Annotated in this window: 19 protein-coding genes and 2 pseudogenes; 14 read left to right on the top strand and 7 right to left on the bottom strand. The window is 70.0% G+C overall.

Annotated features, from left to right (window positions below; all coding sequences use genetic code 11):
- The first annotated feature begins 38 nt into the window (after window positions 1-38).
- From K4S16_RS26335 to K4S16_RS26325, 3 genes are all read left to right on the top strand, one after another.
- Window positions 39-1,007 (top strand): alpha/beta hydrolase, encoded by a 969-nt coding sequence (locus K4S16_RS26335; RefSeq protein ID WP_149261722.1) that lies wholly within the window; start codon window positions 39-41, stop codon window positions 1,005-1,007.
- A 42-nt stretch (window positions 1,008-1,049) separates the two neighbouring features.
- Window positions 1,050-2,435, top strand: a complete 1,386-nt coding sequence (locus K4S16_RS26330) for an NAD(P)/FAD-dependent oxidoreductase (protein WP_149261721.1) — start codon at window positions 1,050-1,052, stop codon at window positions 2,433-2,435.
- Window positions 2,436-2,543: 108 nt separating this feature from the next.
- Window positions 2,544-5,366 carry a LuxR family transcriptional regulator gene (locus K4S16_RS26325; RefSeq protein WP_149261720.1) on the top strand — a complete coding sequence of 941 codons (2,823 nt, stop codon included), beginning with the start codon at window positions 2,544-2,546 and terminating at the stop codon, window positions 5,364-5,366.
- 26 nt (window positions 5,367-5,392) lie between these two features.
- On the opposite strand, the gene K4S16_RS26320 is transcribed toward K4S16_RS26325, so the two are convergent.
- On the bottom strand, window positions 5,393-6,076 hold the full coding sequence (locus K4S16_RS26320) for an NAD(P)-dependent oxidoreductase (RefSeq protein WP_200842130.1): 684 nt from the start codon (window positions 6,074-6,076) through the stop codon (window positions 5,393-5,395).
- Here K4S16_RS26320 and K4S16_RS46975 point away from each other — a divergent pair.
- Together K4S16_RS46975 and K4S16_RS26310 are read left to right on the top strand one after the other, a co-directional pair.
- The gene (locus K4S16_RS46975; RefSeq protein WP_200842165.1) at window positions 6,058-6,597 is read left to right on the top strand and encodes a hypothetical protein; all 540 of its coding nucleotides are present in this window, start codon (window positions 6,058-6,060) and stop codon (window positions 6,595-6,597) included. The genes K4S16_RS26320 and K4S16_RS46975 overlap by 19 nt on opposite strands.
- A 110-nt stretch (window positions 6,598-6,707) precedes the next feature.
- Window positions 6,708-6,887 (top strand): hypothetical protein, encoded by a 180-nt coding sequence (locus K4S16_RS26310; RefSeq protein WP_235037090.1) that lies wholly within the window; start codon window positions 6,708-6,710, stop codon window positions 6,885-6,887.
- Between the two features lie 135 nt (window positions 6,888-7,022).
- Here K4S16_RS26310 and K4S16_RS26305 read toward each other — a convergent pair whose 3' ends face one another.
- Entirely contained in the window at window positions 7,023-7,592 is a 570-nt protein-coding gene (locus K4S16_RS26305) for a TIGR03086 family metal-binding protein (protein WP_149261718.1), read from the bottom strand.
- A gap of 65 nt (window positions 7,593-7,657) precedes the next feature.
- Between K4S16_RS26305 and K4S16_RS26300 the strand changes: the two genes are divergently transcribed.
- The 3 genes from K4S16_RS26300 (at window position 7,658) to K4S16_RS26290 (ending at window position 9,525) form a co-directional block, all read left to right on the top strand.
- Complete coding sequence (locus tag K4S16_RS26300; RefSeq protein ID WP_200842129.1) at window positions 7,658-8,401, top strand: helix-turn-helix domain-containing protein; 744 nt, start codon at window positions 7,658-7,660, stop codon at window positions 8,399-8,401.
- 257 nt (window positions 8,402-8,658) lie between these two features.
- Window positions 8,659-9,060 (top strand): hypothetical protein, encoded by a 402-nt coding sequence (locus tag K4S16_RS26295; protein WP_149261717.1) that lies wholly within the window; start codon window positions 8,659-8,661, stop codon window positions 9,058-9,060.
- Between the two features lie 21 nt (window positions 9,061-9,081).
- Window positions 9,082-9,525 carry a carboxypeptidase-like regulatory domain-containing protein gene (locus K4S16_RS26290; protein ID WP_149261716.1) on the top strand — a complete coding sequence of 148 codons (444 nt, stop codon included), beginning with the start codon at window positions 9,082-9,084 and terminating at the stop codon, window positions 9,523-9,525.
- Window positions 9,526-10,232: 707 nt separating this feature from the next.
- Here the strand turns inward: K4S16_RS26290 and K4S16_RS26280 are convergent.
- The 5 genes and pseudogenes from K4S16_RS26280 to K4S16_RS46970 form a co-directional block, all read right to left on the bottom strand.
- On the bottom strand, window positions 10,233-11,429 hold the full coding sequence (locus K4S16_RS26280; protein WP_235037089.1) for a VWA-like domain-containing protein: 1,197 nt from the start codon (window positions 11,427-11,429) through the stop codon (window positions 10,233-10,235).
- A gap of 128 nt (window positions 11,430-11,557) precedes the next feature.
- Window positions 11,558-12,859, bottom strand: coding sequence for an AAA family ATPase (locus tag K4S16_RS26275; protein WP_149261715.1), 1,302 nt, complete (start codon window positions 12,857-12,859; stop codon window positions 11,558-11,560).
- 74 nt (window positions 12,860-12,933) lie between these two features.
- Window positions 12,934-14,343, bottom strand: coding sequence for a hypothetical protein (locus tag K4S16_RS26270; protein ID WP_149261714.1), 1,410 nt, complete (start codon window positions 14,341-14,343; stop codon window positions 12,934-12,936).
- A 1,094-nt stretch (window positions 14,344-15,437) separates the two neighbouring features.
- Window positions 15,438-17,891: an ABC transporter permease gene (locus K4S16_RS26265; protein WP_160161036.1), complete on the bottom strand. Its 2,454-nt coding sequence runs from the start codon at window positions 17,889-17,891 to the stop codon at window positions 15,438-15,440.
- Window positions 17,878-18,766: pseudogene (locus tag K4S16_RS46970) on the bottom strand (ABC transporter ATP-binding protein). The gene K4S16_RS26265 and the pseudogene K4S16_RS46970 overlap by 14 nt, the downstream one beginning before the upstream one ends.
- A 339-nt stretch (window positions 18,767-19,105) precedes the next feature.
- Here K4S16_RS46970 and K4S16_RS26255 point away from each other — a divergent pair.
- The 6 genes and pseudogenes from K4S16_RS26255 to K4S16_RS26230 all read left to right on the top strand — a co-directional run bounded on the left by K4S16_RS26255 (window position 19,106) and on the right by K4S16_RS26230 (window position 25,830).
- Window positions 19,106-19,396, top strand: a complete 291-nt coding sequence (locus K4S16_RS26255; RefSeq protein ID WP_149261712.1) for a hypothetical protein — start codon at window positions 19,106-19,108, stop codon at window positions 19,394-19,396.
- On the top strand, window positions 19,393-19,983 hold the full coding sequence (locus tag K4S16_RS26250; protein WP_160161035.1) for an RNA polymerase sigma factor: 591 nt from the start codon (window positions 19,393-19,395) through the stop codon (window positions 19,981-19,983). Before K4S16_RS26255 ends, K4S16_RS26250 begins: the two co-directional genes overlap by 4 nt.
- Window positions 19,984-20,354: 371 nt before the next feature.
- Window positions 20,355-20,768: pseudogene (locus K4S16_RS26245) on the top strand (heat shock protein transcriptional repressor HspR); the annotation flags it as partial.
- 576 nt (window positions 20,769-21,344) lie between these two features.
- The gene (locus K4S16_RS26240) at window positions 21,345-22,241 is read left to right on the top strand and encodes an RNA polymerase sigma-70 factor (RefSeq protein WP_149261710.1); all 897 of its coding nucleotides are present in this window, start codon (window positions 21,345-21,347) and stop codon (window positions 22,239-22,241) included.
- 69 nt (window positions 22,242-22,310) lie between these two features.
- The gene (locus K4S16_RS26235; RefSeq protein ID WP_200842127.1) at window positions 22,311-24,065 is read left to right on the top strand and encodes an MFS transporter; all 1,755 of its coding nucleotides are present in this window, start codon (window positions 22,311-22,313) and stop codon (window positions 24,063-24,065) included.
- Window positions 24,066-24,489: 424 nt separating this feature from the next.
- Complete coding sequence (locus K4S16_RS26230; RefSeq protein ID WP_149261709.1) at window positions 24,490-25,830, top strand: cytochrome bc complex cytochrome b subunit; 1,341 nt, start codon at window positions 24,490-24,492, stop codon at window positions 25,828-25,830.
- The last annotated feature ends 472 nt before the right edge of the window (window positions 25,831-26,302 follow it).

The following is a 26,302-nucleotide window of genomic DNA, read 5'->3' as shown; positions in this document are numbered from 1 at the left end:
CGCGCCACCGGTCCTTCGAACCAGTAAGGGGTCCCGTCATGACCGACCAGTCCGACGCCGGCATCGTTCTGGAGCCCGCCTCGCAGCGGCTCTCCGACGCCACCGCGCACCCGCCCTTCCTGTACGAACTGGGGGTGGCGAAGGCCCGCAAGGTGCTCGACGACCTCCAGGCGGAACCGATCGAGAAACTCCCCGCCGACTCGGAATGGACGACCGTCCCCGTCGACGCCGGCGACGTGCGGGTGCGCATCGTGCGCCCGCAGGGCGCAGCACGGCCGCTGCCGGCCGTGCTGTACATGCACGGCGGCGGGTGGATCCTCGGCAACGCGGACACCCACGACCGGCTCGTCCGCGAGCTCGCGGTGGGGGCGGGGGCCGCCGTCGTGTTCGTCGAGTACACGCGCTCGCCGGAAGCCCGCTACCCCGTCGCCGTCGAGCAGGGGTACGCGACCGCCCAGTGGATCGTCCGGCACGGCCGTGAGCATGGTCTCGACCCCGACCGCCTGGCCGTCGCCGGCGACTCCGTGGGCGGGAACATGGCGGCGGCGCTGACCCTGCTGGCCAAGGAGCGCGGCGACGTCCGGTTCGTCCACCAGTCCCTGTACTACCCGGTCACCGACGCGGGCATGGACACCGGCTCCTACGCCCGCTTCGCGACCGGCTACTTCCTCACGGCGAAGGCCATGGCGTGGTTCTGGGACGCCTACCTGCCCGACGCCGCGCGCCGCGCGGCCATCACCGTCTCGCCCCTGCGGGCGACCCGGGACCAGTTGGCGGGCCTTCCGCCCGCCTTCGTGATCGTGGACGAGGCCGACGTGCTGCGGGACGAGGGCGAGGCGTACGCCGCGAAACTCCGTGCCGCGGGTGTTCCGGTGACCGCGGTCCGCTATGGCGGCATCACCCACGACTTCATGATGCTCAACCCGCTCAGCGAGACCGACGCCACCCGGGCGGCCGTCGCCCAGGCCGTCGCGGTGCTCCGCGCGGCGCTGGACTCCGACGACTGATACGGGCGTGGGAGCCCGGACCGAGCCTTGAGGGAGGAACGGATGGCACCGCCGGCAGAGGACTTCGACCTTCTCGTCGTGGGCGGCGGCAAGGCCGGCAAGACGCTGGCCATGGACCGGGCGCGGGGCGGCGCCCGCGTGGCGATGGTGGAGCAGGGCATGATCGGGGGCACGTGCATCAATGTCGCGTGCATCCCGACCAAGGCCCTCGTGGCCAGCGCCCGCGCCCGCAGGACGCTGGACCGCGGCCGCGAACTCGGGCTCATCGTGGACGGTGCGGAGGCCGACGCCGACCTGCTCCGGGCGCACAAGAGCGATGTCGTCGACGGAATGGTCGCGCTCAACCACAAGCAGTTCCTCGACTCGGGCATGGACCTGGTGATCGGCCGGGCGCGGTTCGTGGCCGAGCGCACTGTGGACGTCCGGCTGGGCGACGGCGGCAGGCGGGTGCTGCGCGGTGCGGACACGGTCATCAACACCGGCACGCGGCCGCGTGTCCCCGCCATCCCGGGACTGGACGCGGCCGGGGCGCTGACGAGCGAGAGCCTGCTGCGGTTGGAGTCGATCCCCGGTCGGCTCATCGTGCTGGGTGACGGGCCCATCGGGCTGGAGTTCGCCGACATGTTCGCCGCGTTCGGCAGCCGGGTGACCGTGGTGAGCCGGCATTCCCGGCTGCTGCCGCGTGAGGACGCCGAGATCGCGGCGGCGGTGCGGGACCTGCTGTCCGGCCATGGCGTCACCGTCCTGCTCGAGCGCGAGGTCGCGCGCGTCGGCCGTGACGGCGGCGGCGAGGTGACCGTGGTGCTGGCGGACGGCCTGGAACTGGCCGGTGACGACGTGCTGGTCGCCGTGGGACGGCAGCCGGTCACGGAGGAGCTCGATCTCCCGCGGGCGGGCGTGGCGGTCACCGCCGCCGGGTTCGTCGACGTCGACGAGCACCTGGCCACGACCGCGCCGCACACGTGGGCGGCGGGCGACGTGGCCGGCAGCCCGCAGTTCACCCACGCGTCCCTCGACGACTACCGGATCCTCAAGGAGAACATGGCGGGCGGCTCCCGGTCCACCAAGGACCGGCTGGTCCCGCGCACGACCTTCCTCAGCCTCGACCTCGCCCACGTCGGCCTCACCGAGGGGGAGGCCCGTCGGCTCGGCCACCCCGTGAAGATCGCCCGCCTGCCCGTGTCGGCCATTCCCCGCGCCCGCACGACCGGGGAGACGCGGGGGCTGTGGAAGGCCGTCGTCCACGCGGACACGGACCGCATTCTGGGCGCGACGCTGCTCGGGCCGGAAACCGGCGAGACCATCACCACCGTGCAGACCGCGATGCTCGCCGGCCTGCCCTTCACCGCCCTCCGCGACATGATGATCACCCACCCCACCATGAGCGAGGGGCTCACCATGCTCTTCGCGGGCTTGACCGACGACTGACGACGGGCCCGCCTGCGCCCGCATTCCGGGCGCACCTGCCCCGACCTGGGCGAACCGCCGTTCGCGGCCGTAGAGTGGCCTCAGCGGCTCCCGGCGGACGGAGGTGGGATGTCGTCGACAGATCCGACCGGCCTGCGTCCTCCCGCCTGGCCGCAGCGGTCCGGACTGCTGGGGCGGCGTGCGGAGTGCGAGGCGCTCGATCGGCTGGTGGACTCCGTGCGCGCCGGGGAGAGCCGGTCGCTGGTGATCCGCGGGGAGCCGGGGACGGGCAAGTCGGCGCTGCTGGAGTACCTGGTGCGGCGGGCCGACGGCTGCCGCGTGGTGCGCGCCGTGGGGGCCCAGTCGGAGATGGAACTCGCCTTCGCGGCCGTGCACCAGTTGTGCACGCCGATGCTGGACCTGCTCGGCAGGCTGCCGGAGCCGCAGCGCGATGCGCTGAGGACGGCGTTCGGCCTGCGCGGCGGGCCGCCGCCGGACCGCTTCCTGCTGGGCCTGGCCGTGCTCGGCCTGTTCGCCGCGGCGGCCGAGCCGCGTCCGCTCGTGTGCGTGGTCGACGATGTCCAGTGGCTGGACAGGGCTTCCGCGCAGCTCCTGGCGTTCGTGGCGCGCCGTCTGGGCGCGGAGTCGGTGGCCTGCGTGTTCGCGGTCCGCGACGCGGAGGAGGGCGCGGAGCACGACGCCGACTCCCCCGACCGGTGGGGGCTGCCGGAGATGGAGCTGCGGGGGCTGGGCGACCGTGACGCGCGGGAGCTGCTGCGGCGGGCGGTACCGGGTCCGCTCGACGAGGGGGTGCGCGACCGGATCATCGCCGAGGCCCGCGGCAACCCGCTGGCCCTGCTGGAGCTGCCGCTCGGCTCGACCCCCGCCGAGCTGGCGGGCGGCTTCGGACTCCCCGGGACGGGGACGCTCTCCCGTCGCATCGAGGACGGCTACCTGCGGCAGCTGGAGCGGCTGCCCCCGGCCACGCGGCGGCTGCTGCTGCTGGCCGCCGCCGAGCCGCTCGGCGACGCGGCCCTGGTCTGGCGGGCGGCCTCCGGGACGGGCATCACCGACGGCACCGCGGCCGCCGCCCCCGCGGACCATCTGATCCAGTTCGGCACCCTGATCCGCTTCCGGCATCCCCTGGTGCGCTCGGCGGTCTACCGGGCCGCGACGGCGGAGGAACGGCTGGGCGCGCACGCGGCGCTGGCGGACGCGACCGATGCCCGCGCGCATCCGGAACGCCGTGCCTGGCACCGTGCGCACACGGCGGCCGAGCCCGACGAGGAGATCGCCGCGGAACTCGAACGCTCGGCCGGGCATGCGCAGGCGCGCGGAGGCCTGGCCGCGGCGGCGGCCTTCATGCAGCGCGCCGTCGCGCTCACCCCCGATCCCGCGCGCCGCGCCGAGCGGGCCCTGACCGCCGCCCACGCCCAGCAGGAGGCCGGCGCGGCCGAAGCCGCCCGGAGGCTGCTGGCCGCGGCCCAGGCGGGGCCGCTCGACGAGCGGCAGCGTGCTCGGGCGACCCTGCTGCACGCCGAGATCGAGTTCTCCGCGCACCACGGCAACCTGGCTCCGCCTCTGCTGCTCGACGCCGCCAAGCAACTGGAGCCGCTGGACCTGCCCCTTGCGCGTGACACCTACCTCCAGGCCCTGTCCGCCGTGATGTTCGCCGGCCGCCTGGCGCAGGGCACCGGACTGCTGGAGGTCGCCGTGGCGGCCCGTGCCGCGCCGCGTCCGCCGGCACCCTGCCGGGCCGCCGATCTCCTCCTGGACGCCTTGGCCCTGCTGTTCACCGAGGACGCGGCGGCGGCGGCCCCGGCGATGAGGCGGGCGCTGCACGCCTTCCTGGCCCGGGACGTCTCCGCGGACGACGAACTCCGATGGCTGTGGCTCGCGTTCATCACGGCCATGGCTCGGTGGGACGACGAGGCGGGCCGGTCGCTGGCCGACCGCCACGTCCGCCTGGCACGGGAGACCGGCGCCCTCGCGGTGCTGCCTCTCGCCCTGAGTTCGCGCATCATGGTGCGGCTCTTCGAAGGTGACCTGGCCGGGGCGACGACGCTCAGCGAGGAGGTGGACACCCTCACCGCGGCCACCGGGATGCAGATCACGAACTACGGTGCCCTCGCGCTCGCCGCGTGGCGGGGCCGCGAAGCGGAGGCCGAGGAGCTGAGGGGAACGGCCGTCAGCGAAGCGACTTCGCGGGGCGAGGGGGTCGGTCTGAGCGTGGCCCAGTGGACGAGCGCCGTGCTCTACAACGGTCTGGGGCGCTACGAGAAGGCCCGGGACGCCGCCCGGCAGGCCAGCGCGGACCCTCCGGCACCGGGCGTCGCGGCCCAGTGGGCGCCGACCGAACTGGTCGAGGCGGCGGTCCGCTGCGGAGACACGCGCCTCGCCGCAAGGGCGCTCGGGCAGCTGCTGGAGACCACACAGGCGAGCGAGACGGACTGGGCAAGGGGAATCACGGCCCGCTCACGCGCGCTCCTCGGCCACGGCGACGAGGCGGAGGCCCTCTACGGCGAGGCGATCGACCGCCTCGGCCGCACCCGGCTGCGCTCGGAGACGGCCCGCGCCCACCTGCTGTTCGGCGAATGGCTGCGCCGCGAGCGGCGTCGGCTCGAAGCGCGCGAACACCTGCGCAACGCGCATGGGATGTTCACCGCGATGGGCATGGAGGCGTTCGCCGAGCGCGCCGCACGGGAGTTGCGGGCCACCGGCGAGACCGCGCACAGGAGAAGCGCCGAAGCCGACGGTGACCTGACCCAGCGAGAGTTGCAGATCGCACGTCTCGCCAGTACGGGCCTGACCAATCCCGAGATCGGCGGCAGGCTGTTCATGAGCCCGCGCACGGTCGAGTACCACCTGCGCAAGGTCTTCGCGAAGCGCGGCATCGCCTCGCGGACCGAGCTCGGGACCGTGCTCGGCGCCGACGCCGGGCCCACAGGCTGAGCGTGCCGGGCCGGTCGGCGCGCCGGTCACGCGCCGCTCCTCCCCGCTGCGGCGTACTTCCGGGCATGGGCCACCGTACGGGCCGCCTCGACCAGGCCGGCGGCTCCGGCCAGGCCGCGCTCCAGCACCTCGGAGGGGTCACCACCACTTGCGCGGACGGCGTCGCCGAAGTGGTGCATGTCCTTGTGCATGAGCGTGTGGACGTGTTCGGCCAGTTCCGGGGTGATGTCGCGGCCGAGGGCGTGGAGCGCCGCACTGCCGCCGCTGCTAGCGGAGACCACCTCGATGAGGGCCGGAAGGTCCAGGCCGACCTGCGCGGCCAGACCGAGCACGTCCTCGGCGTTCTTCATGTTGGTGATGGTGAGCGCGTTGTTGAACAACTTGGTGATCTGGCCCGCGCCGACCGCTCCCATCAGTTTGACGGTGTCGCTGAACGTGTCGAACACCGGTCGGGCCGCCTCGAACGCGTCCCGCGACCCGCCGGTGAAGGTCGTCGGCGTGCGGGCGCGGGCAGCGGGGCCGCCGCCGCTGACGGGGGCGTCGAGGTAAACGCCTCCGGCCTGCGCGACGTGTTCGGCGATGCGGACGGCCTCGGTGGGATCGCCGGTGCCGTGGTTGACGATGATCGTCCCCGGGACGAGGGCGGCCAGCAGTCCTTGGCCGTCCAGTATCTGCGCGGGCCACGGCCTACCTGCTGCAGATCGCCGCACCGGCGGGGGCGCGGCGCAAACGGCCCCGCAAACCCGAGCGGGCCGGCGAGGGCATCCGAGCCCTCATCGACACGTGGCCACTCACCCCGGCGTACATCCACGGCAAGTACATGGACGTACTCGCCGCCAACAGCCTCGCCATCGCCCTCTCACCGTTCAACGCCCCGGGCCGCAACGGCATCCTCGCGGCTTTCCTGGAACCTGAGATGCGGGAGCTCCATCAGGACTGGGAGGGCATGACCGCCCGGGTCGTCCCTTATCTGCGTTCCATCGCCGGCGCGGACATCGACGACCCGCGCCTGGTCGAGATCCTCGGTGAGCTGTCCCTGCGCAGCTCGCCAGCATGCATGCCCCCGATACACCACCTGCAACCGCCCGACCCGTCCCCCGGCGCACCACGCCGTGACCACCCGCTGCCAGTCGGGGATCGAGCGGGTTGTGCACGGTCGGGTCGTCGAGAGACGTTCCGGTGGTGGGCAGGGCGTCGTCGAGAGCAGGGCGGCCGTGCGAGACGTTGGTGACATGACACACCCGGCCCGACTTGCTTAACTATGGACGATCTTGTCGTTACTGTCGTACCCCAGGGTCGGCGAAGCGGTCACCGGAGGTGGCGATGAGGTCAGGACGGTGGATGCTCGTCGCCTGGCTGATCATAGGAGCGCTCGCCGCGGGGCAGCGCCACTACTACGCCCAGTTTGACGGTAGCTGCGCCAAAATCGCCACGATCGGAATCACCTGGGCATCCGGTCCGCTCAACTACATCGGTCTCAACCCCACCGCCAACTGCAAGGTTCCCCAGCCGAGCGCATGACATGGCGGGCTCTACGACCGCGTCATCGTGAGGCCTTCTGACGGCATCTTGAACGCAGCCGGTGGCCTCGACATGGACTCCCGCCTCCACCTCCCGCCACCGTCCCGGGCCGGCGCGGCGCGGCGGACGGTGTGACTACGCCCAGGCGGGATCGCGGCCGGTCAGGCCGAGGATGCGGTCCAAGGCCGGTGCGTCGGTCGGCACCGCGACCTCCGGTCCGTACATGCCCATCTCCCGCCCCTGGTCCACGCTGGCGAACACCGTGTCATGCAGATGCGTCAGCAGGTCGGCGGGCAGTTCCAGCCGCTGCCCGGTCGCGACCGCCAGGTCCCAGCCGTGCATGGCCAGCTCGCCGACGATCATGTCGCCCAGGACGGGCGCGGGGAGCGTCTGCGGTGTGCCCATGCTCGTCTCGCCCTCCCAGGCGCTCGGCGGCGCCCACGACGACGTGATGTCGTCCAGCAGGGCGAGCAGGCGGCCGCGCCAGTCGCCGGCCGCCAGGTCCACCTCGGACTCGGCGCCCGCCGGCTGCGGAACGGACTCCTTGCGGCCGCCGCCGGCGAGCGACGGGCCCCAGAACAGGAGGTGGTTGACCAGTGCCCGCACGTCGTACTCCGTGCACGGAGTCTTGTTGGCGAGCTGGTCGTCGGTGATGGTGCGGGCGACTGCGGCCATGGCCTCGGCAGCGTTGGACAGATGCGACATGGGCAGCGAGGTTAGGCGGCCCGGGCGGGAGGGGTATTGGACAAAGGCGACATACACTCTGCCGTGTGGAGCGGGACGTTCGTGAGCTGCGGGGTGCGTGGACCAGGTATCAGCGCCACACGTTCCACAGCCCGTCGCCGGCGCTCGCGCCATGGGTGGAGCGGTACTGGGAGGCTCGCTGGGACTACGCCGAGCCCTACCGGCAGAAGATCGTGCCGTACCCGAACGTCCACCTGTCGTTCGGCGGCGGCCGCGCGGATGTCAACGGCGTGTGCAGCGGCTACCAGATCAAGGTCCTCGAGGGTCGCGATCATGTCTTCGGCGTCGCGTTCCGGCCGGGCTGCTTCCGCCCGTTCCTCGGTGCCTCCGTCTCGACGATCACCGACCGCATCGTCCCGGCGACCGAGGTGTTCGGCCCGGACCTGCCCACGACGCTCGACGTGCCGACCGTGGAAGCCTTCCTGCTGAGACACCTGCCGGACGACGACCCCCGGGTGCGCCAGGCGGCGGCCGCGGTCGAGCTGATCGCCAAGGACAAGGCCGTGACCAGGGTCGAGCACCTCGCCGGCGAGCTGAAGCTGAGCGTGCGGGGGCTGCAACGGCTGTTCGCGGAGTACGTCGGCATCGTGCCCAAGTGGGTGATCCGCCGCTACCGCCTGCGCGAGGTGACCGCACGCATGGCCGCCGGCGGGGCGATCGACTGGGCCGCGCTGGCGGCAGACCTCGGCTACGCCGACCAGGGCCACTTCATCCGCGACTTCAAGGGCATGTTCGGCGAGCAACCGACCAGGTACGCGCAGCGGTATTAGGGTTCCGGGGCCGGGACCGCCCCTGCGATCTTGGAGACTCACATCGTCGGCTCTCAGCCGGTCCGGCGCGCATTCACCTCACCTGTATCCATGAACACGCCTGTGTCAGACGTTCACTCCTGAGGCCGGACCCAGCCCAGCGTTTCGCCTCGAAGAGATCCGAGCGACCTGCACGACCGCCTGGCCGAGGCCGAACGCGAAGGCCGGCTCGGCCATCACCCGCCGCGATGACACAGGTGGTCGCTAAGGTCCGGCGCATGGCTACTCGTCCCACCGAATACTGGCGCGAATCTGTCGCCGAAGAAGCCCGGCAGGTCGCCGCGGGTGAGCTCGACGCCGAGGATGCGTCGACAGCAGAGCTCTTCCCGGAAGACATGCTCATCCGCACTGACGAAGTCCTGCAGCCCTTTGAGCGCGAACTCGCCGCCCTGATCGATCCAACCGACGAGGAGATCTTCGCCGTCATCCAGCACGTGGTGCTCGCCCTCAACAAGGTGAACGAGGACTACGATGGCGCCGCTTACGAGACCGACGAACGCGAACAGCTATGCGAGTACATTGAAAATTCGCTCACTGACAACGGCATCGACGTTGACGCCTTCGCCGGACGCCATGGCCTGACCCGCCATGAGATCACAGACGAATGGCGCGACTGGTAACAGCGCACGGCCAAGGCGGCGTTGTTCACGGTGGCCGGCGGTGACGTCATCAAGACCGAGGTGCGGCTGGACGGGACGGGATCCATCGCCGGTACCGTCACCGACGCCCGCACCGGCAAGGCTGTCGAGGACGTGTGCGCCTGGGTGCTGCCTGCCGGCCCATCCGGCCCGGAAGCACGGGGCAGGAACTGCACCGACTCCGGCGGGCGCTACACCATCGACGGCCTCGGCCCCTACGACTGGCGTGTCCAGTACCCGGACTTCCGCGGCCGCTATGCGTGGCAATGGTCCGGTGACGCCCCCGACCGCTTCGCCGCCCGGCCGATCAGGGTCCAGGCCGGAGGCACGGTGACCGCCGATGCCCGGTTGCCGGAGAGCGGCAAGCTGAGCGGCAAGGTCATCGGCTCGGTGGTTCCCAACGAGTATGTGAGCTCGGTCGTCCATTCGTCCGTGTCGAACCGCTGACCCCCGTAATGCGCGGTGTTGGTCACGCGCGCATTGAGGACCGCGGTATCACCCTAGATCCGGGTCCTGGCCTCGCCGACGCCTGCGCTACGTCGCCAGGATTTACTGGCTAGGATCGATGCCTGGCCCAGCGGGAAGGCCTCCCTCCGGGGCGGCGCCTGACAGCCGACCCCCCAGCCGCCCCGCCGAGAAAGGAACCCAATGCCATCAGCAGCGCCGACGCTCGTTGAGATCCTCATCCTGATCGGAGTGGTCGCCGTCATCTTCTCGGCAGGCACGGTCTTCTTCAAGTACACCGCCAAGCGTCGCCAAGGAAAGTGACGCTCTGACTGGGACGCCATCGCCCTCTGGTCCCGGCGCTCCGGGGGGTGGGGCGATGACACCTTCTCAGATCAGGCGCCCGGCGTTATCGCTTTGTTTTCGAGGGAAGGTCTGCGCCGATTCTTTGGGGCCGCCCTTGAGCCGCCATGGGGACGAAGCGGGGAAGACGTGGTGGCGGACAAGCCTGGCACTCTCACGTTTGCCCTGGTCAGAGGTTGGGTCGCGTGGGACTCGAACCCACGCATGGCGTCCGTCCACAGAACCCACCCGTCCTCGACCACCGACCGCAACGGCTCGTACCAGTCTGAGGTGGACACGTCGGCGATGAACCCGCCTCCGAGCACCCGGCTCGCATCGGGGCTGAACATCGGCGTCATCGCGCTTCCTCAGCTGATCGTGACAACGCGGGCCCAGTGCGGCGGGTTGTTCGGGGCGTAGTCGGGGTCTTCCTCGTCCACCGCGCTCGCCTGGCGAGGAAAGAGACCCACCACGGTGCGGCAAGGGGGCTGCTCGGCGGGCCAGGGGGTCTGGCCGTCCGTCAGGGCGACGATCACGTCCGGGCGGGGCCGGGAGCGGAGCGCCCGGGTGAAACCCGAGCGCAGATCCGTTCCTCCGCCACCGATCAGCTCGAGGTTCTCAGCTCGGCAAAGTGGAACGGCGACCCCGGCCGCCGCGTCGCAGGAGATCACCGACACCAGGTCGCGCCGTCCGCCCACCGCCCGCGAGATCGCCACCACCTCCAGCAGCGCGCTGCCCAGTTCGGCGTCGCTGACCGATCCGGATGTGTCGATCACCACGCAGACCTGGGGCGGTTTACGGCGCAGGCTCGGCAGGAGCACGCCGGGGACGGCGGCCGCGCGCCGGGATGGACGCCGATAGCTGTGATCTTCTCCTGCCCCAGAGGCTCCCGCTGCCGAGTGGACCGCCGCCCCCAGCAACTGCCGCCACGGCTGAGGCGGATGGAACGCCTCGTCCGCCCAGCGGCGCCAGCCTTCCGGCGCGTCGCCCGGCCGGCCCTTGATTCCCTCGGCGACCCGGAAGCGCACCGCGTCCCGCTGCTGTCTGCTCAGGCCGTGTGCCCCGTCGGGCCCCAACTCCCACGGACGGCCCTGTCCGTCGGCTCCGCTGCCGCAGTCCAGCCAGGCCAGGTCCGGCGTGAGCCCGGATAGAGAGGTCGTCCGCAGGTACTCCTCCATGAGCATCCCGTCGGGCAGCCTCAGCATCGACGGCAGGACCGCCCCGGCGGGCAGGGGAAGACCGTCACCGTAGATGTCGTCGTTGATCTCGAAGTCGGCGGCGATGTTCCGCCGCAGCCGCTCGCCCGGCCCGTTCTGCCCGTGCTCTTTCGCGTACCGATCCCCCCGCCCGTGATGGTCTCGCAGCAGATGGGAGACCTCGTGCACCCAGACGCCTGCCAGCTCCTCCACCGGGGTGCGCGCGACGAAGCCGGGGGAGACATAGCAGCGCCAGTGCGCATCCACCGCCATCGTCGGCACTGAACGGTCCTCAACGACGTGCAGCGCGAAGAGCGCGCTCGCCAGATAGGGACGGACCCTTACCGCGTGCAGTCGAGCGGCCAGCAACTTCTCCAGGTCCAGCGGAAGGCCAGGCGGTCCATACGGCTCCTCGGAGCCGGCCGGGCGTGCCGGGACGGCGGCCCGCACTCGGCGCGGCGGTGCGGGCCGGGCCATCGGGAACTTCGAGGTCCTCGTCATCGGCCCACCCCCGCCGTACGCTCGGCATCAGCCGACCCCGTGGTACGCAGTACCGACTGATCGGCCCGCTGGGCGATACCGATCACTCCGGCCAGCCGTTCCACCGACTCCGGCACTTCCCAGTCGTCACGCCGCAGCGAGGCCAAGACCATTGCCGGTGCGACCAGCAGGTCAGCGGCACCGGTCTCCAGCGCCCGGACCAGTACCGTCCAGCCCGCCTCCCAGCGCTCCCGCTGTGGCCGTGCACCCACGGCGGCCACTACCGCCTCCAAGGTCGCCTGACGTAGATCTCCCCGCATCGGCAGCTCGGCGGATGCGGGATCGGCCAGCAGCGCCTCGGGGTCCGGCAGGTCCATCCGGTCCAGATGGGCGAGAAGTTCGAGCCCTGGCCCGTCCCCCACCGCGCCCCGTACCAGCAACGCCAGCACCTCCCGGGAGACGGACGCCGCCGTGCCGAAGGCCAGCAGTGTCAGCGCGGCCTCCCAGCTCCGGGGTGACGGCCAGGCGCCGCCGCGTCGTGTCTCAGTGCTCGGCAGCCGGTGGATCAGTGTCGGCCGTGCCCGCAGGAATCCGCAGACCGCCCGCCGGGCGTACGCCACCGCCTCCGGTAGCTCCTCCGGCACCAGCCGGGGCAGCTGTGCCCGGGGCCAGACCCCGCCCAGCCCGCGCACCACTGTGTCCTGGTCGTGGACCCAGTTCAGGTGCACGAATCGATTGGCCAGCGGCGGGCTCAGCTCCCATCCGTCCGCTGCTGATGCGCGCGGATTGGCGGCGGCCACGATCCGTATCGCCGGCGGCAGTTGCAACGCACCGACTCTGCGCTCCAGAACGACTCTGAGCAGCGCTGCCTGGACGGCCGGAGTGGCGGTGGAGAGTTCGTCCAGGAAGAGCAATCCCCGTCCGGTGCGTACGAGGTCCACTGCCCACTGCGGCGGCGCCATGGGCACTCCTTGCGTCGCCGCATCATCGCCGACGATGGGCAACCCGGAGAAGTCCGTCGGCTCGTGGACGCTGGCGATCACGGTCGTCAGCGGCAGGTCGAGCGACGCGGCGAGCTGCGTCAGAGCCGCGGTCTTGCCGATGCCCGGTTCGCCCCACAGCAGCACGGGCAGGTCGGCTGCCACGGCCAGGGTGAGCGCTTCGAGCTGCTCGGAGGGACGTGTCTCGGTTGTGGTGGCTCGCAGCAGGGCCAGGAGGTCGTCAGCGAGAACGAGTTGCGGGTCGGTTCCGGATGCGTCGGTGGACATCCCGGTCGTCAGGACCGAGCTGGGCGGAAGGGCGCTGGAGATCAAGAGCATCACCTGGGGGTAGTCGAAATGGACGGCATGGCCGGGCCAGGCCGTGCGGAATTCGCGGCGCGGGCGCGGGACGGTCAGCTTGCCCGTGCCGGACTGGTACGGAGTCGCGCCCGACTGCGTTGTGCGGGGCGCGTTGCGGGAGTGTGTACGGGGCGCAGCCCGGAGCGGAAGAGCCCGTCATCGAGACGGCGGGCCGCAGACGACTCCAGCGCCTCTCGCAGCGGCCCGTCGCGGAGGACTGCACCAGGACCGAGCAGGCCTTCGACCACGGCCAGCGCGCCGGAGACATCGCCGTGGCCGAGCCGCTCCCGGACGGCGGGCAGTGCCTGTGGGGCGCGGTGCACCGCGTCGATCGCGCGAAGGCACGGCAGCGCGGGGCCACCGAGTGCCACCAGCAACTCCTCCCGGCGCAGTTGTGCCGGGTCGTGGTCGACCGCCGTCAGTACCCCGTCCCGCAGCGCGATTCGGTGGACGTCGCCCCGGCACTCCACGCTGTGGGGGTCGCCGGGCTGATGCTCAGGGCTGGGCGCGGGTTCTGCTCCGTACGCCGACAGCGCTTTGGCCACAAGCGGATGCAGCCGATCGGCAGTGACGAGCCCGGCCCGCAGCAACGCCAGATCCGGAAGGATCCGGGCCGCCGCTTCCGGTAGCACCGGCAGCGCTGCGTACACCTGAGGCGGCAGTGCCTTTCGAAGCGACCGGAACGTCGGGACATGGTGGCCATCGGGGGAGACGAGTTCGAACGCCCTGCGGTCACGTGCGCCGAGCCGCACGGTGAAAATCCCGCTGGAGTCGCCCTCCGCCCCCAGCAACAACTCTGCCTCGGCGGCCCACCGTGCCGACGCCCACGGGTAATCGCTGACGTCGGAGGGATTGGGCCGGACCGGCCCGTTCAGCCGGGCGAGCGGGTGGGGACGGTCGGGGGGTGCCGGGACCGGCGCGGCGTCCGCACCGCAGCGCGACGTCAGTTCGCCGCACCGACTGGAGTCCCACAGATGCCGATGCAGGTCGAGCCGGAAACGCCGGGCGGGATGTGGGTGCGGATGGTGCCTCGGTGCGCAGCCACCGTGCTCGTCCCAGAGGGCCAGGGACATCCGTTGGCCGACGTCCGCCCAAGCCGGCGGTGTTCGCACCACCAACTGCACCGGCGTGGTGCCAGAACTGCCATAACGGCTGAGGGAGATCGTCAGCCCGGGCCGGAGCCGCCCGTGGGGAGCGATTCGGGGCATGTGCCAGCGAAGCAGATCCGGTGCCAGCCGACGCAGATCCGCTCTGAGGCGGGTGACGAACTCGGTGCCGTAGCGGTCGCGCACGGCGCGCAGACCGAAATCGATGTCGATCCGAGCGGAGGCGCAGGCCCCCGCCCAGTCACCGACCACACGCCGTGCGGTCGCAGTCTCGATCATGGACAGTGGTACGGCGTACTCACGCACGCGCTGCCACATCAGCAGACGGGCCGGAATGTTCGCGAAGTGGTGTGCCATCAGCACTCACCTTGCGCGAACGATTCCCCCGATCTGTAAGAGGAGTTGTTCTTCATCCCGGACATCATAAGCACCTGAATGTGGATCTGTCAGTCTGGCCGCTGCTCGATCGACTCCATAGAGCCGTCAATCCCTCAGAACATGCGTCCCCTGCCACCCGGTGCCGACCTCGAACACGCCGTCGGACGTCTCCCCGCCGACGTGGCCGGGCAGCGCCCCCCTGGGCTTCCGGATGGCCTGACTTCGCACCTGTCGTGAACGAGATGGGTTCTCCACAGGCGGCGGGGAGGTCGTGGATCTTGCCGGGCATCGCCCCCGAGGTCCACAGGCGTGCCGAGAGCAGCACGACGATCTCCTCGACACAGCGGCAGGCGGGGCCACCGACACCCGGCCCCCCGGCGAACTCGGCGAACGTCTCGTCCTCGCGCAGGTGCACCAGCACCGGCAGAGCCTGCTGGCCCGGGTTCAGCAGCCGCCACCGCGACCTGACCGTCCGGCGGCGGCGCCGGACGATCCCCGGCCACGTAGTTCAGCGTGAAATCCGTCAGCAGGCTCGATGGTGCCGCCTGCGCCGGGATGCGGGCCTGCGGATCCGGTGCCCGCCGCCGAACCGAAACCCGGCATGTGGCTCCGTACCAGTGCCGGGACCCACGTGCAGATCACCGCCACGGGGCGTATCTGAATCGCGTGCTCCAAAGGTGCAGTGCCTCCTGCTCAATGCTGAGACCGACGGCGGTTTTGTAGCCTGTGGAAATTTCAGCGTCTGGGCTTATCCCCGGGATGCGCAGTATGATCCGTCGGGTATCGCGCATGGGGAGCCCAGGCTGATATTCCGTAGTTGAGCGGGTGAGTCGCCTCGTCATGATCGACCCGGTGAGCAGCGCTCGGCCCCGCACGCGCGGAGATGGTCCGCCGATCAGCACGTTCACCCGCGTGCGAATGGGCCGACTTCTCGGACGTTCATCGCCGACTTGCGATGTCAGTCCCCTCGGTGCCGAGGGGGCCGTCCAGTTGACTGACACCTCTCTGCTCGCCGCCGCTCTGACACAGAGAGGTGCCGAAGACCGTACAGCCCCTTGCTGGTCACCGGTGCGTTACTCGCTTGTGGGTGTGGTCTCGAAGCGTGCGAGGGTGCGCCAGACGGCGACGAAGGCAGCGAGCGCGGCTGTCGCGGTGCATAGTGTGACGATCTGCCAGAGACTGGTCCAGGGCAATGCCAGAGGTGGATGGTCAATGATGCGGCTCAGCGTGACGTGCTGCAGTCCGAGCATCGCTCCCGCGGAGAGGATCGAGACCAAGGTGCCGACGACCACGGCCAGCACTGCCTCGCTGACGACGATGCTCACGATCTGCCGGTAGGTGGCCCCGGTGAGGCTGAGGGCACCCATCTCTCGCCGTCGCGCAGAGACGCTCGTCACGAGGGTGTTGACGAGGGCCAGAAGGGCGTAAGCCATCACGATGCCCAGGATGACGACGTTCGCGAGATGTGAGTCCTCCTTCTCGGCCTGGCTCGCTCGGGCCACGTACGTCGACACAGGCTCGATTCGCATGCCGGCAGCGCGCAGTTCTCTCAACTGCGGTGTCACGCTCTTGCCGGGGAGGGTGCGTAGGAACGCTGTGCCGGGCGTCATGCTTCCTGGGAGCCCGTGGGACACATAGGCCGCACCGCCTCCGAGCACTGAGTCGACAACGGCGGCGACGTGTACGGTGACGCGATGACCGTTGCCGGTCCACGCCACGAGGGGCTGACCGATCCGCAGGTCGGCGGAGGAGGCCAGGTCGTGGCTGACCACGATGGCATCGGCGGGCAGCGCGTCGAGGGAGCCTTGCCGCACTTGTGGTGTCACCACGTCGCCGAGGGCGCTGAGGTCGAGGCCTCGCGCGTCGACCGCGTCGAGGACTTCGCCGCCTTTCGTGGCCAGGGTGACGACCTCGTCGGTCACCTCGACGCTCCGGATGCCGCCGGCGTGGCGCAGGGTGGAGACGGCTGGGAGATTGAAGGTACTGCCGAAGTTCGGAGTGGCGACGAAGTCGGCCTCGACCGCGGCGGTGCGCTGGCGGGCGGCCGCGTCACGGCCGACATTCTGCATGCCTATCATCCCGCCGAACATGCCGACGGCGAGGACGACCGGCGTCACGATGGCAGCTACCCTGCGTCCGCCATTGAGGGTGCTCTGCCGCAGCACCAGCGCGAGCGCGCCGAAGCGCATCAGCGGCCAAGTCACCACCCGTGCCACAGGGCGGACCAGCGCCGGCGAAAGAATCGCGAGACCCGCCGCACAAAGGATCGGCACCTCGAAATAGGTTCCGGGATTCGCGGCGCTTGAGGGGCTGATCACGGCGAACACGAGCGCGACCGTGCCGGCGACGATCAGGATCAGGCCACCGAGTATCCACCGCACCGGTGACATAATGCGGGGCGAGGCCATCGTCTCCCGCAGGGCGTCGAGTGGCTGGGCACGAGACGCGCGCCATGAGGCGGCGGCGGAGCCGAGCACCGCCGCTCCGATGCCGACCAGGAACGCGATCATCAACGCCACGGGGTGGAAACCGACGTGGAACCACTCTGGAGCCAGTCGGTTGGCCACCATCCAGGACCGCAGCAGCAGGCTGGCGGGGATTCCGAGCAGGCACCCCAGCAGTGCCGCGGCGGCGCCGACCACCACGGTCTCCGCACGGACCATCCTTCGAATCCGCGCGGGCGAGGCGCCCACCAGACTCAGCAGCGCCAGTTCGCGCGACCGCTGCTCGACGACGAAGGCGAATGTCGCGATCAGGACGAACACCACGACCAAGACCGACAGCCCGGTGGTCATCTGCACTACGGACCGGGCTCTGCCGATACCGCCGACGGTGGCCGGATCCGCCAACCGCCGCAGGTCGCCGGCGAGCACTTCGGCGGTCTCGCTGGACACACGAGCGCGAACCGCGGAGGCCGGCGCCTGGACGGTCACCGCGTTCACAGCCGGGGACAGGCGAGCGGCCTCCGCGTCAGTGAAGAAGACCGCGTCCTCGAACGACTTGCGCCCGGCCGCGCCGACGACGGTGTACCACGCCGTTCCCAGCGGTGTCACCACCCTGACCTTTTCGCCCAGGGGAGTGGAGTCGGTGTCCTCGGCCGTCACGACGATCTGGTGGTCATCGACCGGCCGATGCCCGGAGAGCAGCTTGTAGGAGGCAAGGGACGACGAGGACCATCCGTGCCCTACAGCCTCCATCCCGGGCCCGGCCAGGCTTCGAACGGCGAAGCTGCGATCCACCACGGCCGGGCCGGCGAGCTTTGCCCGATCCACGGTCTCTCGGGGCAGGCCTGCCGGTGCCGGCAACGGCGTCCCGAGGCCGTCGACCGGGACGACGACGCTCTGAGCCGCCGCGAAACGCTGTGGCCCTGGTGAGGGTGTACTCGCGGTCGCCGCCAGGACATGGATGCTGGCGGCCGTGATCAGCGTTCCGACCGCCAGGGCCACGAACGCTCCCACGAAGCTCGACCAGCGCTGCCGCACGCTGGCCAGTCCCAGCTCCCAGGTCAGCCGGTCAACCCCGCGCACCGACGGCTCCTTCCCCGTCGGAACGGGTCGGCTCGTGGCCACCCCGACCATCAGCCCATCGACCGGACTCCAGCAGCGTCATCCGCGCGGCGATCTTCTCCGCGCTCGCACCGACCAGCTCGCCGGCGAGACGTCCGTCGGCGAGGAACGCCACCCGCTGGGCGTGTGCCGCGGCCACGGGGTCGTGCGTCACCATGATCACGGCCGTTCCGCTCTGCGCCACGGTGTCACGCAGCAGGCCGAGGACCTCCCGTGACGAACGGATGTCCAGGGCCCCGGTGGGCTCGTCCGCGAACAGGACCCGAGGGCGGGCGACCAGCGCACGCGCGACCGCCACCCGCTGCTGCTGACCGCCTGAAAGCTGTGTCGGCAGGTGGTCGGCGCGGTCGGCGAGTCCCACACGGTCCAGTGAGCGTTCCAACCTGGTCCGGGTCGGGCTTGCGGCCTGCCAGCCGTACCGGCAGCTCCACGTTCTGCTTCGCCGTCAGCGTCGGGATCAGGTTGAACGCTTGGAAGACGAACCCGGTGTGGTCACGCCGCAGCTCGGTCAGGGTCCGCCGTGGCAGACGCGACGGATCCTGGCCGGCCAACCACACCCGGCCGTCGTCCACACGGTCCAACCCGGCGGCACAGTGCAGCAACGTCGACTTGCCGGAGCCCGAGGGCCCCATGATCGCGGTGAACGTCCCGGGCGCGAAGCCGAGCGATACGCCGTCCAGCGCAGCCACCTCGGCATGACCGGCCCCGTAACGGCGAATCACGTTGTCCAGCCGCACCACTACTGGGAGGGCGTCCGCCGGGGCCAGGCCGCCGCGGTTCCGGCGTCTTCCTACAAGGCGCACTGCAACTCGTTTCTCCCGCGTGGTGGGTGCCATTCATCGAGCTCGACGTGTCGGCGAACTCGCGAAGCTCATGTTTCAAGTCTTGAGGTCGGCGACACGCCACGCCATTAGGGAGCACCCCGAGCGATCCCCGATCTTCTCGGTCGTCCTTCTAAGGGTTGTCCCACAACAGCGGGACGCGTGGCCGGTCACGATGCACGAGGCCGACCTGAGCCGACATGGTCGGCAGGGACGGCAGGGTCGTGGCCGGCACCGGCCCAGGCGGCCTATCGGGTCCGCTGCGGGACTGCTCGGGCCGTCAGTGCGGGACCTCTTGATTCTGTGTTCAGCGCGTCGGCCGAACGGTTTTGTGGTTCTGTCCGACGTAAGGGTGTGACGGTACTGAAGCCCGCCGGTGGCGGGGCATGGTGGACAACGATGGTGGGCGGCGGGATGGCTGGGCTCATCTCTTGGCGGGCGGCCGGGATGGTGCTGGTGGTCTTGGCCGTGAGCGGGATCACCCGGATCTTCATCGAGTGGCAGCGGCGTCGGACCTTCACGGCGTTGGCGGCTGACGCGCCGCACGGCACCGTGATCGTGCAGCAGGACGGCCCTGACGGACAGATGATGAGGGTCACATTGGGCGGGCGGTCTCGTCTCCGGCCATCCGAGGACAGTGGGTGACGGCCCCGATCCCCCCAGAGGTCGCTGATCAAGTGGGGGAACTGTACGTCGAGACCGCATCGGATCTGCTCGGGTATGCCCGCACATTGCCGCAGGTGGATCGGGCGCACGCCGAGGACCTGGTGCACATGGCGTTTCAGGAGGCCGCGCTGTGCTGGCGCAAGCTCGCCGGACGGGACCTCGAAGGTCGACGGCGGTGGCTGTTCACGGTGCTGCGGAACAAGGCGATCGACGAATGGCGTAAGAACAGACGTCAGCACCCCAGTGCCGACCTCGCCGGGTTCGGCCGGCCGGCAGCGGAACCGTTCAATCAGGTTCTGTCCGCGTTGGCGTTGCAGAGGTGCTGGCTGGCCATCGAGCAGATGCCGCCGATGCGGCAGAAGGTCGCCTTCCTGCGTTGGAGCGAGGAGTGGAGTACCGGTGAGATCGCCGAGTGGTTAGGGATCGCTCCTGCTTCGGTGCGCGGGCACCTCAAGGTCGCGCGAGACGGACTGGTCGAGCAGGTGGGGTCCGACATCCCCTTCTTGGACGATCCTGAAGACATCGACGATAGTGGGGACGATCTTGGGAAGGAGGCGGCGTCGTGAGGAAGGAGAACCTCGATCTTCGTGCCGATGACGGAGCCGCTCTCGACGAAATCGAACTCTACGCTGAGCTGCTGTCAGCGGTGGCCCGGGCCGAGAGGCCACTGACGGTCGAAGAGATCGACTCGGTCCTGGGCGTCCATGCGCAACACCCGGAATCGGTGGAGCGCGGGACAGTTTCCGCAGCCGGCCGGGCAGGGAACCATGCCGGGGACCGCGCGGGAGGCCGTGTGGAGAGCCTGCGGCGGAGCCCTGGGACTGAGCGCGACATCGCCGTCGCGCCGGCAGATGTGTACCGGCAGGCACAGCAGCAGGCCGCTGCCGAGCGGTCGTCGCATGACCTGGGTGCCGGGCTCGAAAGACTCAACCGCTGGATGGGCCACCAGCCCGTGAGTGCCGGCGGTGCGGAAGCCGAATCACCCGGTTCGGACTCGCGGCCCTTCGGGGATGACATCCCTGTCTTCGTGATCTCGGTGGCGGCGCACTTGTCCGGCCTGCACCCTCAAGCGCTCCGCACCTACGACCGGATGGGGCTGGTCTGCCCCGTCCGAACGGCCGGGCGGGCCCGCCGCTACTCGATGCGCGACATCGTGATGCTCCGCGAGATCCAGAGGCTCTCGCAGGAGGAGGGCGTCAACCTGGCCGGCATCAAGCAGATCCTCGAACTGCAGCGCGAAACCGCATGGCTCCATGACGAGCTGGCTAGGCTGACCGCGCTGGTCGAGGAGCTGACCGACGAACTGGAATCCACCCGCGCCGTGGCCGCACGCCTTGCACAGCAGGGGCGCCGAGCATCTCGGGAGACCGCTCGATGATCTCGAGGCGCATGCGCTGGGCAGCGATCATGTTGCTCGTGCTCAGCCAGGACGTGAGGCGGCAGCGCGGGTAGCCGGGGGCACGGCCAGTTGCGGTTGTCGGTCAGGCCAGAGTTCGGGAGTCCAGGGCCGGCGGCGGGGCGGGTTCGGTCGCGATCCTGGATCGACCCCGACCCGTCCGCCCTGACGAACGGCCCGGTGTCAGATGCTTCACCGATGCCGGAACCGTACTTCGGCCAGCCGGTCGAACTCGCCGGGTACGGCGTGGATCCGCTGGTCGAGCCAATTGGACCTACCGCTCCCCGGCGATGGTCGCCACCGAGTTCGCCGCCATCGGCGGTGGCGGCATGCGGCCGTCGTCGGTCCTGTGAGCATCGAATCGCAGGCGGCTCGCTGTCACAGGCGTTCACCAGCCGGTGTCTTGATGTCGACTGCACTGACCCGTTGGGCCGGGCCCAATGGCCATCTCCGAAAGAGGACCGTGTCGTGGACGCACCGCGTGAGGGTCGTCGGCAGCCAGGGCCGCCGGATAAGGAGAAAGCTCGAGATGTGAGCGAGCACGCCACCGACCCGGAGACCGAGGCGTTCCTCGCCCACCGGAACATGCTGTTCACTGTCGCCTACGAGATGCTCGGATCGGCGGCCGACGCGGAGGACGTCCTGCAGGAGACCTGGCTGCGATGGGTGAAGGTCGACGTGGGGCAGGTGCGCGATCAGCGCGCCTACCTGGTCCAGATCACGACCCGCCAATCGATCAACCGATTGCGCAGCATGAAACGCCGCAAGGAGGCCTACGTCGGGCCCTGGCTGCCCGAACCGCTGCTCACCACGCCGGACGTGGCCGAGAACGTCGAGCTCGCCGAGAGCGTGTCCATGGCGCTGATGCTCGTTCTGGAGACGCTGTCGCCGACCGAACGGGCCGTGTTCGTGCTGCGCGAGGCCTTCGGGCTCGGCTATGACGAGATCGCGGCCGCCGTCGGGAAGACCTCCGCAGCCGTCCGGCAGATCGCGCACCGCGCGCGCAGGCACGTGGGCGCTCGCCGCCCCCGCGAAGCGGTGTCCCCACGCCAGGCCCGGGCGGCCGTGGAAGCGTTCCGGCGGGCGTTGGTCACTCGGGACCTGCAGGCGCTGTTCGATGTGCTCGCCCCCCAGGTCGTGGCCATCAGCGACGGCGGTGGCGTGAAGCAGGCCGCGCCTTATCCGATCGTCGGTGCCGAGAAGGTGGCCCGTTTCATCATTGGGGGCCTGACCAAGACCGATGCCGCTCTCACTGTTGGGCCGACCGTGGTCAACGGCAACCCGGCACTGATTCTGCGTGTGGACGGCGAGTTCGATGGTGTCTTGGCGGTGCGCGTCGAGGACGTCCGCATCACCGGTCTCTACTACGTCCGCAACCCCGACAAGCTGACCCATGTAGAGACCGAGACCCCACTGACCCTGCGATGAACACGGTCGCGGAGCAGGAGCGGGCGCCTCACTGAGGCACCGTCCCTCGGCTGATGCTGCGCCGATCAGGTGACCCGGCAGGCTTCGGTCATCGCCCCCATCCCAGGCGACGGCCATCCGAGGGGTCTGCTCGGCACGGCGGTCGGGTTCCACTTCCCCTTCAGTCGGCGACAGACCGGCCGATCCTGCTTCGGCGTTGATGCCGCATGCCTAATTCGAGAGGAATCCATGAGTACGAAACCTTCACGGGCCGCGCTCTCCGACGGCGGCGGGGACGTGCCGGACGCGCGTCGGCTGCGCGTGATCCTGATCGCCGTCTCGATGGCGCTGATGGCCGTCATTGCTTCGGTGTCCGGGCTGACCGTCGCCCAGACGCAGATGGCCGTCGACTTCGACACCTCGCAGAACACGGTCCTGTGGATCATCAACGTCTACACCCTCACCCTGGCCGCACTACTGCTGCCGCTCGGCGCGATCGGTGACCGCCTGGGCCGCAAGCCCACGCTGATCGCCGGGCTGGCCGTCTTCGGCATCGCGAGCATCGCGGCGGGCCTGGCCCCGACCGCCGAAGTCATGATCGCCGCGCGTGCGGCCGGCGGTGTCGGCGCAGCGACGATCATGCCCATCACCCTGGCCGTCATCACCTCCACCTTCCCCGAGGAGCAGCGCGGGAAGGCGATCGGCGTGTGGACCGGGGTCGCCGGAGGAGGCGGCATCCTGGGCATGTTCCTGTCCGCTCTTCTGGTCGACGTTGCCGACTGGCGCTGGATGTTCGTCCTGCCCGTGGCCCTGGTCGTCATGGCCCAGGCCATGACGTTGAAGTCGGTTCCCAACTCCCGCGAACGCTCCGCTCACGCCTTCGACACCGTCGGCGCAATGGTGTCCGTCGTCGCCGTGGCCGCCCTCACCTTCGTCCTGCAAGAGGGACCCCATCGCGGCTGGACCGCACCCGCGACGCTGATCGGCCTCGCTGCCGGCCTCATCGCCGCGGCCGGTTTCGTGTCCTGGGAGCTGCGCCGCCGGGACGCCTCGCTGCTGGACGTGCGCCTGTTCGGTGAGCGCGGCCTGGCCGGCGGCTCGATCACGCTCCTGGTGGTCTTCGGCGTCCAGTCGGGCATCTTCGTTGTCCTCTTCCCGTTCTTCCAGGCCGTGCTCGGCTGGTCGGCGCTGCTGTCCGCGGCGGCGCTGATGCCCATGGCGGCCGCGATGATGACGGCCTCCGGCCTGGCCCCCAGGGTGGCCGCGCGGGTCGGCTCCCGCCTGACCATGAGCTCGGGAATCGCTTTGACCGGCGTCGGTCTGGCGCTCCTGGCCCTGCTCGTCTCCATCGACGGCGGCTACCTGTCGATCTTGCCCGGCATCGTCGTCATGGGCGTCGGTATGGCCCTCTCCATGGTGCCCTCCACCGAAGCGATCACCCGTTCCCTGCCCCAGGAGAAACAAGGCGTCGCCTCCGCCCTCAACGACGTCACCCGCGAATTCGGCACCGCACTCGGCGTCGCCATGCTCGGTGCGATCCTGACGGCCGGCTACCGCAACGCCATCGACGACAGGCTGGACGGCATCCCGCGGGGGACCGCCGGCACCGCACGCGAGGGCATCGCCAACGCACTCCAGGCCTCGAACAGCGCAGGCTCGCAGGCTCAGACCCTGGTCGACGCCGCTAAGCAGTCCTACCTCGACGGATGGCAGCAGTCCATGTGGGCAGGTGTCGCCCTCATGGGCCTGCTGCTCGTCTACATTACCCTCCGCGGCCCAAAGAACGCCGCCCCCGCGGCCACACCGGATGAGGCAGAGCACACCGAGACCGTCGCCGCCCAGTGACCGCACGAGCGGCCGCTGTCATCCCGAATCCGCAGTTAGCGTTCTTGCAGGTCAGGCATGGGTCTGTGATCCGTGGCGCCTCACTGTCGGAGCTCTGCGCCTTCCGCGTCGGTCGCTCCCCTGGCCTGCTTCTCAGGGGTGTTGAATGATCAGGAACGCTCGGAAATGCGTCCTTTCGGCGGTGGTTCGGCGGGGATGATGGCCGCCGTCGCGCTGGCGCTTCCGATGCCGCGGTCACGCCTCCGGCCGCCATGCCACCAAGATCCGCAACTCGACTCACCGGCCGTTGGCCGCCGTCGGCGAATGCGCGGGGGTGTCTTCCTGTCGGTTATGTCACATCTACCGGTTTTCTCTCTTCGGACGTCACATCTGCCGATCTCGGAGCGTCGCATGTGTACCAGAACCAGATCGGGGAGTGAAGCCGATGCACGGACAAGCCCGCTGGGTGGAACGGTGGTCATGGCGGGCACGGACCGATCATTGGTCGTTCCTGTTCGCCCAGCTCGCCATTTGCTCGTTCCTGGTGCTCATCGTCACGGGCGCGTTCCTGACCTTTTTCTTCGACCCCGACATGACGCAGGTCACTTATAACGGCTCGTACGGGCCGCTGCGGGGCGTCCCGGTCAGCGAGGCGTACGCGTCGACGCTGGACATCAGCCTCGACGTGCGCGGCGGACTGCTCATGCGGCAGATTCACCACTGGGCCGCGCTGGTCTTCGTCGCCGCGATCACCCTGCAGCTGCTGAGGCTGTTCTTCACCGGCGCGTTCCGCCGCCCACGCGGCCTCAACTGGCTGATCTGGGTGACCGTGCTGGTGCTGGGCATGGTGACGGCCTGGACCGGCACGATTCTGCCGGACGACATGCTGTCCGGCGGCAGCCTCGGGCTCCTCCAAGGCGTGACCCAAGCGATTCCGCTGGTCGGCACCGGCCTCACGTTCTTGATCTTCGGCGACGAGTTCCCGGGCGAAAAGATCATTCCTCGGCTCTACTGGCTGCACATCCTCGTGCTGCCAGCGGTCCTGGCCGCCCTGTTCGTCCTCCGCCACAGGCTCGTCCGCGAGCACGGCCACACCCGTTTTCCCGGAGCCTTCTCGGGACGCGCGTCGCGCGGCTCAGCGGTGGCGCTTCTGCTGACCACTGGCGGAGTTCTCGCGCTGCTCGGCACGTTCGCGCAGATCAACCCGGTCTGGCAGTACGGCCCGTACCGGCCAGGGGACATCACCGCCGGAGCGGTGCCCGGCTGGTACATGGGCTTCCTGGACGGGGCCGTGCGGATCATGCCGGGCTGGGAACTCAGCGTGGCCGGCCACCCGATCACCCTCGCGGTGCTCGTGCCCGCGCTTCTCATGCCGGGGGCGTTCTTCACCGTCCTGGCGGCCTATCCCTGGATCGAACGGCGGCTTACCGGCGATCGCGGCATTCGCCACGTTCTGGACCGTCCCCGCGACGCGGCGACCCGTACGGCAGTGGGCGCGGCCGGCATCGCCTTCTATGGATTGCTGTGGGCCGCGGCCGCCAACGACCAGATCGCACACAACTTCCACCTGTCCTTGTACGACGTCACCTGGTTCTTCCGGGTGGCCGTCTTCACCGGACCGCCGCTCGCCTACGCCGTCACCCGGTCGATCTGCCTCGGGCTGGCCTACAGGGATCAGAAGGAGTCCGAGCACGGCCGCGAGACCGGACGGATCCTGATGAGTCCGGACGGCGGTTTCAGCGAGATTCACGAAGCCCCAGAAAGGCCCCTCGAAATGACACATTGACCAAGAGGGGAACCTCCCGAAGCCGTAACGACTCCGCGAGCACGTCGCTCTGATGTTCCGGGGCGCCCCCGACCGTCCTGCCACCGACTCCGGCAACGACGGGGGCGCCGTCGATCCCTGGGACATCATCACCAGCTGCAACTGGGCTACCTGAACATCAGACCGCGTCCGGCACCGAGAGAGAGGGCCGGCTGCCGGATCGCCGTTGCCCCGGCCTCCGGTCGAACCGGAAGCTCCTTAGGAGCAGGTGAGACCTGGCCGGGGGCCGCCGTATGCGGCCTCGGGTCGGCCCCAGGCGGGCCTCAGGCATGACCCCCGGCGTCCACCAGGACGACTGTCCGCTCTGGTCAGGGGTGGTGGGTCGGGTGGGGCTCGAACCCACAACCTACGGATGAAAAGTCCGGAGCTCTCGTATCAGAGCAGCGCTCTCACTGTTGGACAGTGCCAGTCTGTCCACATCCAGCACCATCTC

The sequence above is a fragment of the Actinomadura sp. K4S16 genome (genome assembly GCF_008327685.1).
GTDB lineage: Bacteria > Actinomycetota > Actinomycetes > Streptosporangiales > Streptosporangiaceae > Spirillospora.
The sequence above is the reverse complement of the archived record's forward strand: the minus strand, read 5'-3'. Positions and strand labels throughout refer to the sequence as shown.

What these genes read in the sequence shown, in the direction of transcription:
- K4S16_RS26310 (WP_235037090.1), top strand. Translation starts at nt 6,708, where the DNA reads ATGCTCGTCGCCTGGCTGATCATAGGAGCGCTCGCCGCGGGGCAGCGC.
- K4S16_RS26230 (WP_149261709.1), top strand. Translation starts at nt 24,490, where the DNA reads ATGCACGGACAAGCCCGCTGGGTGGAACGGTGGTCATGGCGGGCACGG.
- K4S16_RS26335 (WP_149261722.1), top strand. Translation starts at nt 39, where the DNA reads ATGACCGACCAGTCCGACGCCGGCATCGTTCTGGAGCCCGCCTCGCAG.
- K4S16_RS26270 (WP_149261714.1), bottom strand. Translation starts at nt 14,343, where the DNA reads ATGGCACACCACTTCGCGAACATTCCGGCCCGTCTGCTGATGTGGCAG.
- K4S16_RS26325 (WP_149261720.1), top strand. Translation starts at nt 2,544, where the DNA reads ATGTCGTCGACAGATCCGACCGGCCTGCGTCCTCCCGCCTGGCCGCAG.
- K4S16_RS26330 (WP_149261721.1), top strand. Translation starts at nt 1,050, where the DNA reads ATGGCACCGCCGGCAGAGGACTTCGACCTTCTCGTCGTGGGCGGCGGC.
- K4S16_RS26305 (WP_149261718.1), bottom strand. Translation starts at nt 7,592, where the DNA reads ATGTCGCATCTGTCCAACGCTGCCGAGGCCATGGCCGCAGTCGCCCGC.
- K4S16_RS26275 (WP_149261715.1), bottom strand. Translation starts at nt 12,859, where the DNA reads ATGCTCTTGATCTCCAGCGCCCTTCCGCCCAGCTCGGTCCTGACGACC.
- K4S16_RS26295 (WP_149261717.1), top strand. Translation starts at nt 8,659, where the DNA reads ATGGCTACTCGTCCCACCGAATACTGGCGCGAATCTGTCGCCGAAGAA.